The following is a 13,161-nucleotide window of genomic DNA, read 5'->3' on the forward strand; positions in this document are numbered from 1 at the left end:
CTTTTCGCTTATCCGGGAGATTCAGATATGAGGAAGTTGTACTACAAAAGTAGTACCTTCCCCCTGCCTGGAAGTTACTGCCAGTTCTCCTTTATGCAGATGAATGATTTTCTGAGTCAAGGTCATACCTATTCCATATCCGGGAGCTATATCCTTATTTTCTCCACGATAGAATAGTTGAAACAGGTTTTCTTTGTCTTTATCAGACATTCCGACGCCGTTATCAGATAATTGAATAACCGCCCATTGCTCCTTGTACGAAATCAGGACACGCGATGTCTGATTGGAAGAATATTTGCAGTTATTCTCCAGTAAATTCAGAAAAGCCGTTGTCAGCAAATAACTATTTCCAATGACTGTCAGGACATTATCATCTTCGGCTTCCTGCTCAAATATCAGTTCTATATGATAATCGGAATGGGCTTTCAATACTAATTCCCGGGCATCCAGTAACAATTCATCCAAACGCACTTCTTCCATTTTAATCTGTTCCGATTGGTAATCGGCCTTAGCTAAATTCAATAGCCCGTCAATCAGTTTTACAATACGATGTGAGTCTTGCAATGCATTACTGATAGCAGCCTGATATTGTTCCGGTGTACGATCTTTGAGTAATGCTAAATCTAATTCTGCCGTAAGGGCGGCCATCGGTGTGCGTAATTCGTGAGAGACATTGCTTACAAACATTTTTTGCGAATTAAAGGATTGTTCCAAACGTTCTAACAAAGCGTTGAATGTGATACACAGTTCTCCCAGCTCGTCTTGTTCGTTTTTTACCGGCAGTCTTTTATTAATGCGTGACGCGGTTATCTTTTCCGCTTCTTTCACTATGCTGCGTATCGGTTTCAAGGTGCTTCGGGATAAGATATAGCCCACTATCACCAATACTGATAATCCTCCGATAAATAAAAGGATAAGCATATTCCTTAGTGCTTCCCGGTTGGCATAACCGTAGCCATCGTAAGCAGCGGCGGTCACAATATAGTCTTTTCCCTCAAAAGAATATACAAGTCCTACTGCCTGATACTCGCCGACATAGAAGCTGATATTCTTCCGTCTCAAAATGCGTTTCACCATTTCCGGTGTTTCCTTGATTATATCATTTTGAAGTGCGTCATGATACAAGATGTGAAAATCGGTCGTATAGACCGCTACTTCTACTTCATTGATAAACTTCTGATTATTGAGATAGATGGATTGCATTGTCTCAGCATCTACCTGATTATTAAGGAACAGATGGGCTTTGGTTATCGCTTCACTCTGTAAATTGCGGAAGAAGGCATTACTACGTGAATGTTCGCTGACATAATATACAGCAATAACAAATACAAGAAATACCGCTGCGGTAAGTCCGGCATACTGCAAGGTTAGTGTCGTCCTGATTTTCATAATTTATCGGTCAGGATAAAGCCCATACCCGCTTTGGTATGAATGAGCTTAGGTTCAAAATCTCTATCTATCTTCTTGCGGAGATAATTGATATATACATCAATAAAATTCGTTCCCGTATCAAAATGGGTATTCCATACCTTCTCGGCGATCTCTACCCGGCTCAATACTCTATCGGCATTTTCAACCATGTAAAGCAAGAGGTTATATTCCTTTGGAGACAGTTTGACAGGAATACCATTCCGTTCCGCGTTCTTTTTCTGCAGGTCGATGTGTAAATCCGCATAAACCAATTCTTGCGGCAAATCCTGCGTATTTCCATTTCCCCGTTTAAGCAAGACCTTGAGCCGGGCATTCAATTCTCTGAAATCGAATGGTTTCACCATATAGTCATCTGCACCCGCATCAAATCCGTCCAGTTTATCATCTGTCGTTCCTAAGGCTGTCAGCATTAATATAGGAATGTGAGGGTTCAATTTGCGTATTTCCTTGCAAAGTTCGAATCCGTCCATTTTAGGCAGTACGACATCAGATATTACCAAATCAAATGAATGCGCCTGAAATAGTCGTAGCCCCATTAATCCGTCATAAGCTACCATTGTCTGATAACTATTCTCTTCCAATCCATTCTGCAACAAACTGGCAACCCGGGACTCGTCTTCTATGATTAGTATCTTGTACATAGGCAATAACGTATGATAGTGATATACGGACAAAAGTAATAAAAACCGGCTAAAGGCAACAGAGATTATAAAAAATATGCCAAAAGAGGATAGATAATCCTCTCTTGGCATATTCCATGATTTGTATTTTAAATCTGACTTCTTTGTAGTTATTCAAACCGGAAAACAATGCGTCCGGTCTGCGTACCGTCTACCCATTTGGGTTGTGAAGATGGCCCGCATAAGTCTGTCGAATTTACTTTATTACGAACCGGTGGAATCACATTCAGTACGGAGATACCACTTTCGGGAAGTGTATAAAGCAAACGGTCACGGCCGTCACGCGGTTGATATACTCCGATATAAGCATCGGGTGTTTCATTCGTCAGGCTGATTGTACCCTCTTTCGTGCGGATATTCATCCAGGAAACATCTCCGAAGTAACCTTTAAACTCAGGATAAGTAAAGGTTTCACCCGGGATGGGGTCATTATAGTCATTTTCCCAAATATCATATTGTGTACCATGAATACGGTTTTGCCATACACGATAAGGACCCGCTCCTAACCAGCGTTTGCTGATTACTTGTTCTTCAGGATAGTCGAAACAGATTCCCATCAGGTCTACTACGCCGGAGAAGTTATAAGTATAGTCGAGAGTAACAATTCCGCTCGGGTTGATTGTCCACTGGGCTTTATCCAAGTTTCCTAATTTATAATTAGCTGTGATAATTAGGTTTCCACCGTCTTCCTTTACATCAAGCTTGGTAAATACGGCTGCATCGGGAAATTCGCTGTACGTGCGGTCTTTTTCTTTTGCTTTCTCATCATCGTGATTGTAGAACTGGTCTAATGAACGGTCTGCACGACGGGCTCCAATAAAACGGGGACCATTGGCGAAACTAATCTTACGATTATCTACAGATACACCTTTAAGCTGTCCGTCTTTCTTTGAGAATACGAAAGTACGCTTATTGGCTTTTACTGTAAGGTCGTTTTCTGTTTCTGTATAGGCAGGACGGCTGGATAATGGAGAGTATTGCTCTGTTTGTTGGTTCAGTTTATTCACCGGGAAAGTCCAACGCCAAAGTTCATGCCCATATTTATCAATCGCTGTCAGGAAGAGTGCATCCACATTCGGAAGAATAGTTGTTTTAATATCCAATGTACCTGTTGAATGAGGTGCCAAGTCACTTCCCTGCATTTCACCTTCTTTCAATACTTTAGCAGTAGCACTGGCGGCATCTGTCGCCAAAGGGAATTTTACCTGTTTCCAAACGAAACGGCAAGTATTCAGATTCAGATAATCATAACGGTTTTCTACGGTAAACTTACCGTCAAATTGTTTGTCGATGGAAGTATTTATTATTTGTATCGGACTCCATAACTGCTTGATAGTATAGTAACTACCTTCCTTTTCGTGATGTGGTCCTACAATACCGTCTGCGCCAAAGTTTCCCTGATTATCAATGAATCCGTCCATATCCACACGCTTCACTCCTTCGTCTGCCAATACCCAAAGGAAACCACCGATGCAACGGGGGTGTTTGCGCATCATTTCCCAATAGTCATACAATCCGGCACCATGACCGCCATCATACAGACCATGCAGAAATTCCGTCGGCATAAAGATTTCCGGTAGACGCATATAGTTCTGACTTTCTCCGTAAGAACGATAATGCATCGTTTCAAAACCGGAGAAATTACCCTGCGGATGAATCACCGGACGTTTCTGTGGGTCGTATTTATGGAATTCTCCATCCAATTCGGTATTCCATCCTTTTTCGTTGCCATTGCTCCACCAAATTATGGACGGATGATTCACATCACGTTCTATCATTCCTTCTATCAGGCGTACTCCTGTCGGGGTATCATATTTGCCGTGCCAGCCACCCAATTCGTCCATTACATAAAGTCCCAATGAATCGCAGGCTTCCAGGAATTCCGGGTCGGCAGGATAATGGCTCAGACGAACGGAGTTCATATTCATACCCTTCATCAGAAGGACATCTTCTATATTCTTTGCTTTGCTCAATGTGCGGCCACTTTCGGGACGGAAACTATGACGATTGACACCACGTACATTGATACGTATTCCATTTACATACAGCCCGTCACTTTCGCGCACTTCAATCGTGCGGAAACCGAAGTTTTCCGTTTCGTTATGCAGAACTTTACCGTTTTTATCCAGCAGAGAGAATTGTGCTTTATAAAGATTCGGAGTTTCAGCAGTCCACAAGGCAGGATTGGAAACATTCAGTTGTAAAGAAGTCCAGTCTCCACCGGTCTTTACGGGTACAGTTGTTTCTGCCAACTTCTTGCCTTTATTATCCAAAATCTGCGTGCGGATACTCATTCCGTCGTTTGAAATATTCGTGTAGCAGTTAGCACGGAAAGAACCGTCCATTTGTGCGTCAATGGCGATATGCCGCAGATTGATAGCGGGCTTCACTTCAAGAAATACCGGACGGAAGATACCGCCGAAGTTCCAGTAATCGGCACGACGTTCGGCAAGGTTCACACTGGCATTTTCGCTTTCTTTCGCTACGGTGACTTCCAGTACGTTCTTTTTTCCATATTTCAGGAAATCGGTGACGTTATATGAGAAACGGTAGAAAGCCCCCTGGTGTTTTGAACCGACTTTGCGTCCGTTCACTTTGACTTCCGTATCTGTCATGGAAGCTTCGAATACAAGATTTACCTGTTGTCCTCGAAATTTCTCCGGTACTTCAAATTCATACTTATACATACCCTTTTCATCGGCAATGCCTTCGGGAAAGGGTTTTCCATAAAAGGTGATTCCATACTGATAAGTACCGAAGCCCTGCAACTCCCAACAGGATGGTACACCTATCTTCGTCCATTTGCCGGAGTTGCGTCCGTCAGTACAGAAGAAGTCCCATTCTACCATGTCATCACAGCCGTGGCCGGAAAGATATTGCCTTTCCGTCTGTGGGAGATTTTGGGCAGCCAGGGTAGTTGCCAATGCTAAGGTTGATAATAAAGTGGTTACTTTTTTCATTGTTACTTTTATTATTGTGTTATTTGCTTATTTATTATTATTTGCTCATTTATCATCGTTTACTTATACGTATATGCAGAGTGTGTTCCTTCTTCTCTATTGCATATTTCTTCAGTACGCCCGGTCCGCAACTGCTGTTTCCCAGTCCGAGCACAGCAGCATCCATACTCAGGATAACTTCCGCCCGTGGTTTTAAATCACAATCATGAGTCTCTTTGTATAAATCTGATGCCGTATAGTGTAAGGCAGACGCAGAAAACGTGTTCTCTACCGCATCGACACGGATACCTTTATTTTGCTTATCGGTCAAAGTAAGAGATTGTACTTCTTCTTTGTTTCCACTATCTTGTGGACGCGGATAGTGCACATATTGTTCCGCTACTGTTCCTTTCCAAAGTCCTATGGCAGTGGATGTCTTACGGTCGGGATAGTTATCCTGCGGGCCTCTGCCATACCAGGTAAACGTATTATAAGCAGGTGCCAGACTGAATGCAATTCCTAAACGCGGTAGTTCAGGAAGTACTCCTTGTGGCAAGAATGTGGTTTTCAAGTCTATTATTCCATCGGAAGATATAGTATAGACAGAAGTTGTCGTGACTTTACCTTCCTTATATAAATTATTCGTTTGAATCCGTACCATCACTGCCCCGTCTTCGCGTACTTCATGACTGAAAGATTCAAGACTGACCTGTGGATTATCCATCATGTGCAGTTTCCAGTCTTTAGCCAACCAGTTTCCGAAACTTTTATCATTATCCGTCGGAGCACGGAAAACTTGTGTTACGGGTTGAATAGGAAAATCTTCAGAGTTTGCCAGCATTTCTTTTCCATTGTAAATGAGCGAAGTCATACTTCCTGTCACAGTTTTCTTCCATTGAGCAGAAAATCCACGTCCGCTAACTGACAAATATTTATCATTTTCTTCTATCCTTAACTCTCCCTTGTTAACTAAATCAGCAGATAGTAAATCGCCCTTATGCAAGCAGAATTGTTCCCATGTCACTTCATGTCCGGCTTTCGCCCAAAGAGCGTCGGATTTCAATACAAGACTTACTTTCAGTTGGCAATCAGATACTGTTTTCGTGAGATTACTCTTTCCTTTCCCATTTAAAGCGGAGTTATCTTTCAATGACCGGAAAGTCGGTAAATCTATTGTGTTACTCTCCCCCGGAGCTATTTCAGGGAGTAGAAGTTCTCCCTGCTCTTTCTGCTTTCCATCAATTGATACAGTCCATAGACAGCGATATTGAGATAAGTCAATGTGATGATTCCGGTTTGTCACTCTCAATTTGCCATTTTCCATTTTCAACTCAATCGGTGCATATACCTTCTTCACTTCCCAATACTTGGGCGTAGTTTCACGATCGCTCATCAGCAAACCATTAAAACAAAAAGCTTTTAAATTCGGCTTATCGCCAAAGTCACCACCGTAAGCTACCATTGTACGACCATCAGGCAATGTTTTATAGATTCCCTGGTCTACCCAGTCCCATATAAAACCACCCAACATACGGGGATTACTATATATCTCGTCCCAATATTCCTTGAAATTACCTAATGCATTCCCCATAGAGTGCGCATATTCGCTTGTCATAACGGGACGGTCATCATTCGTGCGTTCCGCTATCTCCAACAAACGTTCCCAACGTGCATTCTCCGCCCGTTCTTTATCTTCTCCTTCTGCAATGCCAGGATTCAAGTATTCCTGTTTCACACGAGTATAAAAGCGACTGATAACGTCTACGGTCTTCGGGTCAGGATTACCGTCTACTCCCTGCGCACCTTCGTAATGTACAGGACGAGTCGAGTCAAAATCATGCAACCATGCGGAGATAGCAGCGAAGTTTGGTCCGTAACCACTTTCGTTTCCCATGCTCCACATCACGATGGATGGATAATTCTTATCACGTTCCGCCATGCGAACCGCACGATCCATAAATGCAGCATGCCAATCGGGAGTGCTTGCCAATGTACCACGTAGTCCATGCTCCTCAATATCCGCTTCGTCCATCACATACAATCCTAAACTATCGCATAGTTCGTACCAACGGCTTACGTTCGGATAATGGCTCGTACGTACCGCATTTATATTAGCCTGCTTCATTAAAAGAATATCCTGCAGCATTCGTTCCTCACTCATGACGCGTGCCGTCCGAGGGTCATGTTCGTGGCGGTTCACCCCACGAAAACACACCGGATTCCCATTAACTAACAACTGTCCTCTTTTTATTTCTACAGAACGGAAGCCCACTGCCTGTTCTATTTGCTCTATCACTTTTCCATCATCGCTCAACAATGTCAAATGTAGTTTATACAAATAGGGAGTTTCCGCTGTCCATCTCATCGGGGATTTTATCAGAGCACTCATACGTCCCATTTTCCGGGGACCGCGTTGCGGATACCATTCGTTCATTCGGCTAGCCTTATGTTCCAAATCGAGAATATCTTCTACATCCCCTTTCAATGTGATGACTTCCTTGCCTGAAGCATCCTTCAACACTCCTTGTAGAGTATAACCTTTGCCGGTCATTCCTTTATATACGCTGAACTGCGGGTCTATCTGTAAAATGAAGTCTTGATAATCATTTGTTGATGCGGGAAGAGTACGCACTGTATAATCACGGATACGAATATCCGGTGTATGTATCAGATGGATACTGCGATGAATTCCCCCAAAACGCCAAAAGTCCTGGTCTTCCAAATAAGAACCATCGCTATACCTGTACACTTCCAATGAAATCTGATTCGTGCCGGATTGTAGATACTTAGTGGCATTAAACTCGCTAGGCTCCATGCTTCCCTGGCTATATCCTACCCGTTCACCATTTATCCAAACATAAAAAGCGCTCATTACGCCCTCAAAGCGAAGAAAGACTTGTCCTTCAGTTTCCCATCCGGCAGGCAGAATAAACGTGCGGCGATATTGCCCTACGGGATTTCTCTCTTTGTACGTAGTATAGTCAGCTTTCGGCTCTCCCATCACTCTAGGCGGGTCTATCTTAAACGGATAACCAGCTGATACATAAATAGGTGTGCCATATCCGTTCACTTCCCAGTTTGCAGGTACTTCAAAATCAGTCCAGCCTTTATCATCAAAATTCTTCTGATAGAAATCAACGATTCTTTGTTCGGGAACAGGAGTCCACCGGAACTTCCAGGTTCCATCCAAACTCATGGAACAATCGCCTTTCTCTACAGAGTAAGGTACGAAAGCAGCTCTTGCCGGCTCACGGTTGATTTGGAGAACATGATGATTTTCCCAGTCATGAACAGTTTGTGCTGATATTGAGCCGGGAAGTAGTACTCCAAGTAGTAAAGTATATATTTTCATTCTTCGTGCTTTTTACTTCATATCAAGAAGACGGATAAAGCAAGATTTTGTACCCTTTTCTTTTACGAAAATATTAAAGAATAATAAAGATTAGTGCACCCCTTAAAGAAAAACTTTACCTTGCGAACCATTTCTAATTCTAAAAATAATATTATGAAAAAACGACTATTCAGCAGCCTTCTTTTATTAAGCTGTCTCGCTATGCAAGCACAACAGGAATATACTATCGAAGGTCACGTGGAAGGAGTAAAAGACGGAACTCTTGTTTCGTTATTTCTGCTCGATGGCAATGTGGGAAGTACAGTTGCCACGGATAGTATACGCAATGGCACATTCCATTTCAAAAGGAATGCAGGAGAAAGTGGTTTGGACCGATTATCTCTTATGTGTACGCGTGATGCAGATTTTCCCTCTATGTCGTTGTCTATTTATGCAGCCCCCAATGCTAATATAAAAGTGACCGGCACAAATACCTTAATATATACCTGGAAAGTAGATAGTCCGGTAAAAGAGCAGCAGGAGTATAATCGTTTCATAGATGTTTCACGTGATTTATGGGATGAATACCAACGATTGGCTATTAAAGAAAAAGGAATGCGCTCCGCTCCGGAAGCAGAACGAAAGGCAATCCGTGCAAAAAGAAACAGTATATCAAACATAATCAGTAGTCGGGAATTAAAATTAATGCAAGAACTGCCTGTTTCTACTATTTGGATGGAAAAGTTGGGAAGACTAAGTATATCTGCAAAATATAATCCGAAATTCTCTTATAAGGAAGAAACAATAGCTTTGTATAACAGATTGAGCGATGAGCAGAAGTCCTCTATTCAAGGACAGGAAATAACAGTAAACCTCTTTCCGCCTACAGTAGTTAAAGAAGGAGATGATATGGCAGATACCGACCTTTTTGATTTGAACGGAAAACTTCATCATTTGGCAGATTTCAAAGGAAATTATATATTACTCGACTTTTGGAGTAGTGGTTGTGGCCCTTGTATTATGGCATTACCCGAAATGAAGGAAATTCAAGAACAATACAAAGATCGTCTTACGATTGTCAGCCTTAGCTCGGATACTAAAAGCCGATGGACAACTGCTTCAGCACAACATGAAATGACTTGGCAAAATTTAAGCGACTTGAAACAAAGCGCCGGATTATATGCTAAATATGGTGTTCGCGGTATCCCTAACTACGTTCTTATTTCTCCGGAAGGCAAAGTTATGAAAATGTGGTCGGGATATGGTAAAGGCAGCTTGAAACTAAAGATGCGTAGATATTTGGATGCGCCCAAGCATGAAACAAGTATCATTCTGCAAGGCAATACGAAAATTGTGAATTATCCGGTGGCGGAGTTTACGAATACCGATATTGTCGAGATAAAACAGGTGGAACTGACAGACACAGCTACGGTTCTTCGTTTGAAAGCTTTCTACATTCCAAAATATTGGATACAGGTTAGTCCGAATATTAAATTAGTAGATGAAAAAGGGACATCCTATGCCTTAAAAAGAGCTGATGGAATCAAGCCCGGTGAACACTTCTTTCTACCCGAGAGTGGAGAAGCCGAATTTTCTCTACTATTTGAACCCTTATCTACTCAAACAAAGACATTTAATATCATTGAAGGTCAGAACAAAAATGATTGGCAGATAAATGGAGTAAAACTCACTAAATAAAGGAAAATAGAAAAGTTAATAATAAGAACAAAACGACTCTCATATGTTTTGAATGGTAATAAATAAAACACTAAATTATGAGAGCAGTAACCCATTAAAAAAACTGGTTTTTGAGGAGCCTTCCGTTTCTTTAAAAGGAACAGAGTGTTCCTCGGTGAGAAACAGGTCGTTCCTTTTAAAGGAACGACCTGTTGGTTTTAAACCAAAAACAGGATTTGCATTCAATTGAATATCAACCTCTTAAAACAACACATACCTATCTTGGTAATCACATATGTTTTCTCTGCAAATCGAAAAGAATGTATATTCTAAGACGCCCATCAGTACATAGCATATTTTTACATTTTAAATTCTAAATTCGGTGATTACTGCCACAGTTACCATCAACCTATATCAATCTTGTATATGATATCATCAATTAAAATCGAAACATCGAATATTAAATTCGGAATATCATATTAACATAAGAAGTATTGCTAATTCAAATAAGTGTATTTTGAGAAAAAAGAGAGCTGCCCGGTCGATACTACTTCTCGAAAAAATCACGTTATTTGTTATATATTCTTCGAATTGTCGAAGGTATGACTATAAAAACAAAATAAAGATGAATATTGATAAGAGAATAGAATACGACAAAGAGTTATTGAATATTCTGCCTGACGGAGTACTTGTATTAAACTCTGACGGAGAGGTGACTCAACTTAATCAGCAAGCACAAACAGAGTTGCATATAAAATCTTTTCCTGATAAATCCACCCAACCTTTGCGAATAGAAAATATAATTAATTTGATATATCATAAAGAAAATATTCTTCCTGTCGTTATGGAAGGTCTACGCAAAGGTGAGCAAGGATACACATTGCCCGAACACATAGATATTCAGGAGAAAAACAATTATACTCAATTTCCTGTGAACGGACGATTCGTGACGGTCAGAGAAGATGGTGAACTGAAAGGTATTCTATTCTTTTTTCGTAATATTACAGTGGAACTTACTCAGGAATATATTCTGAACACAGCTTTGCAGCGGACTAAAATATATCCGTGGTATTATGATATAGCCCGAAGTGAATTTACACTCGATTATCGTTATTTTGAGCATTTAGGCATCACTCCGGGTATGAATAATACGCTGACGATGGAAGAATATGTGGAAATGATTCACCCGGATGACCGTCAGGCTATGGCTGACGGTTTCAAGATTCAACTTAGTGGTATCGAGACGTTTGAAAAACCTGTCCCTTTTCGCTTACATCGCGGAGATGGAACGTGGGAATGGTTTGAAGGACAATCCACGTATATTGCAAATGTATTGGGACATCCGTATCGTTTGGTCGGTATTTGCATGAGTATTCAGGAATATAAAGACATTGAAAACACACTGATAGAAGCCCGCAAGAAGGCCGAAGAAAGTGACAAGCTCAAAATGGCTTTTCTCGCTAATATGAGTCATGAGATTCGTACTCCGCTCAATGCGATAGTCGGCTTTTCCGATGTCATAGCTTCCACTTATTATGAACTGAGCGACGAGGAACGGGCAGACTTCGTACGATTAATCAGCATCAATAGCGAGCACTTGGTAAGGCTGATTGATGATATACTCGACTTATCCAAAATCGAATCTAATACAATAGAATTCACTTTTGAAAATTATCCTCTTAAGTCCCTGTTAAGGGATATAGAAATGGAGCAAGTAATGAAACCTGTTCCCGGAATAGAAATCAAAGCATTACTGCCGGATGCTGACACCAATGTTGTCACAGATGCCACGCGTTTGAAGCAAGTAATCTGTAATTTGATAAATAATGCCCGGAAATTTACTGAAAAAGGGCATATCCATTTCGGTTATACAGTGGATTCGAATCATGCAGATTCGGTTCTGATATTCGTAGAAGATACTGGTGAAGGGATTCCGAATGAATGTCAAAAAGAGATATTCGACCGTTTTTATAAGGTGAATACTTTCAAGCAAGGAACAGGCTTGGGACTCTCTATCTGCAAAACCATTGTGGAGCACTTACAGGGAGAGATTTCCGTCTCATCAGAACCTGGAAAAGGCAGCCGCTTTGTGGTTACACTGCCATTGAACATACAGAGGGAATACTAATTTTCCCTATACTCCTGGGGAGTGACACCGGTGTGTTGCTTGAAAAACTTATTAAAAAAAGAAAGATTGCTGAATCCTAAGGATAAGGCAATTTTCTTCACAGGTTCATTGGTTGATTTTAATTGGGATTTGGCATCCATCAGAATCACGGAAGCAATAATTTCTAACGGGGTATCTCCTGTCACTTTCTTGATAGATGAACAAAAATGTGGCAAACTGATGCCTAGAAGTTCGGCATAAAACGAAGCCCCGTGATGAATTGTATAATATTTCATAACCAATTGTAGAAACTCCTGATAAATTTCTGATTTTCTGGATGAAGAAAATAACTTTAGCCCGTTCTGCGTTTTATAAATTTCCGTTGCGCCCTGAATAAATATGGTAAGAACTGCTTTTATTATCTCCTTATTCGATTTCGTCCACGACGATTTATAGGAACAAATAAATGATTCATAAAACATTTTATAATTATGGACATCTGTTTGAGATAATCTAATGACAGGATTTTCCTTTATGAGCGGAAGAAGATGTTGCGTGGATTTCATCAGATTAATACTCTCTATAAAGCGGGATGAAAAACCGGCATAATAAATCTGAATATCCGGTGAGCAGCTATGAATTTCCATAAAATAATTGGGTGGTAAAGTCATTAAATCATTTCCGCCAATATCATATGTATTAGTATTGATTGTTACCCGCATAGTTCCTTTCATACATAAAATAAAGAAACCGGATTCTATCTTGCAAGGAAAATTCATATACCTGTCCGATAAGTCTCTTTCAAATCCTTCTCCTACAATATAATCAACCTGCAAATCATACTTGGGTATATCGCTTCCCATTGTTATTTTGTTTTTGATTTCAAATATAGAGATTATTTAAAACTTACTCTCCGAATAATTAAAATCAGAATATCGAATCTTAAAAAAATAACATCTATATTCTATTTCTAAGAAAGCAATCTGAGAAGAAAGA

7 protein-coding genes are annotated in these 13,161 nt (G+C 40.7%); 2 read left to right on the plus strand and 5 right to left on the minus strand.

Annotated elements, in window-relative coordinates; genetic code table 11:
• Positions 1 to 21: 21 nt before the first annotated feature.
• The 4 genes from HC965_RS10090 to HC965_RS10105 all read right to left on the minus strand — a co-directional run bounded on the left by HC965_RS10090 (position 22) and on the right by HC965_RS10105 (position 8,402).
• Entirely contained in the window at positions 22 to 1,389 is a 1,368-nt protein-coding gene (locus HC965_RS10090; protein WP_191031355.1) for a HAMP domain-containing sensor histidine kinase, read from the minus strand.
• Complete coding sequence (locus HC965_RS10095) at positions 1,386 to 2,072, minus strand: response regulator transcription factor (RefSeq protein WP_191031356.1); 687 nt, start codon at positions 2,070 to 2,072, stop codon at positions 1,386 to 1,388. The genes HC965_RS10090 and HC965_RS10095 overlap by 4 nt, the downstream gene beginning before the upstream one ends.
• 149 nt (positions 2,073 to 2,221) lie before the next feature.
• Complete coding sequence (locus tag HC965_RS10100; protein ID WP_191031357.1) at positions 2,222 to 5,071, minus strand: glycoside hydrolase family 2 TIM barrel-domain containing protein; 2,850 nt, start codon at positions 5,069 to 5,071, stop codon at positions 2,222 to 2,224.
• Between the two features lie 52 nt (positions 5,072 to 5,123).
• The gene (locus tag HC965_RS10105) at positions 5,124 to 8,402 is read right to left on the minus strand and encodes a glycoside hydrolase family 2 TIM barrel-domain containing protein (RefSeq protein ID WP_191031358.1); all 3,279 of its coding nucleotides are present in this window, start codon (positions 8,400 to 8,402) and stop codon (positions 5,124 to 5,126) included.
• A gap of 153 nt (positions 8,403 to 8,555) precedes the next feature.
• On the opposite strand from HC965_RS10105, the gene HC965_RS10110 reads away from it, so the two are divergent.
• Both HC965_RS10110 and HC965_RS10115 read left to right on the plus strand, forming a co-directional pair.
• Positions 8,556 to 10,079 (plus strand): TlpA disulfide reductase family protein, encoded by a 1,524-nt coding sequence (locus HC965_RS10110; protein ID WP_191031359.1) that lies wholly within the window; start codon positions 8,556 to 8,558, stop codon positions 10,077 to 10,079.
• Positions 10,080 to 10,683: 604 nt separating this feature from the next.
• Positions 10,684 to 12,186: a PAS domain-containing sensor histidine kinase gene (locus HC965_RS10115; protein WP_191031360.1), complete on the plus strand. Its 1,503-nt coding sequence runs from the start codon at positions 10,684 to 10,686 to the stop codon at positions 12,184 to 12,186.
• On the opposite strand, the gene HC965_RS10120 is transcribed toward HC965_RS10115, so the two are convergent.
• A complete protein-coding gene (locus HC965_RS10120) occupies positions 12,183 to 13,028 on the minus strand; it encodes an AraC family transcriptional regulator (RefSeq protein WP_191031361.1) in 846 nt (281 codons plus the stop codon). The genes HC965_RS10115 and HC965_RS10120 overlap by 4 nt on opposite strands.
• Positions 13,029 to 13,161 lie beyond the last annotated feature (133 nt).

It is taken from the genome of Bacteroides sp. GM023 (genome assembly GCF_014750685.1).
Classification (GTDB): Bacteria; Bacteroidota; Bacteroidia; order Bacteroidales; family Bacteroidaceae; genus Bacteroides.

What these genes read in the sequence shown, in the direction of transcription:
- HC965_RS10120 (WP_191031361.1), bottom strand. Translation starts at nt 13,028, where the DNA reads ATGGGAAGCGATATACCCAAGTATGATTTGCAGGTTGATTATATTGTA.
- HC965_RS10105 (WP_191031358.1), bottom strand. Translation starts at nt 8,402, where the DNA reads ATGAAAATATATACTTTACTACTTGGAGTACTACTTCCCGGCTCAATA.
- HC965_RS10110 (WP_191031359.1), top strand. Translation starts at nt 8,556, where the DNA reads ATGAAAAAACGACTATTCAGCAGCCTTCTTTTATTAAGCTGTCTCGCT.
- HC965_RS10115 (WP_191031360.1), top strand. Translation starts at nt 10,684, where the DNA reads ATGAATATTGATAAGAGAATAGAATACGACAAAGAGTTATTGAATATT.
- HC965_RS10095 (WP_191031356.1), bottom strand. Translation starts at nt 2,072, where the DNA reads ATGTACAAGATACTAATCATAGAAGACGAGTCCCGGGTTGCCAGTTTG.
- HC965_RS10100 (WP_191031357.1), bottom strand. Translation starts at nt 5,071, where the DNA reads ATGAAAAAAGTAACCACTTTATTATCAACCTTAGCATTGGCAACTACC.
- HC965_RS10090 (WP_191031355.1), bottom strand. Translation starts at nt 1,389, where the DNA reads ATGAAAATCAGGACGACACTAACCTTGCAGTATGCCGGACTTACCGCA.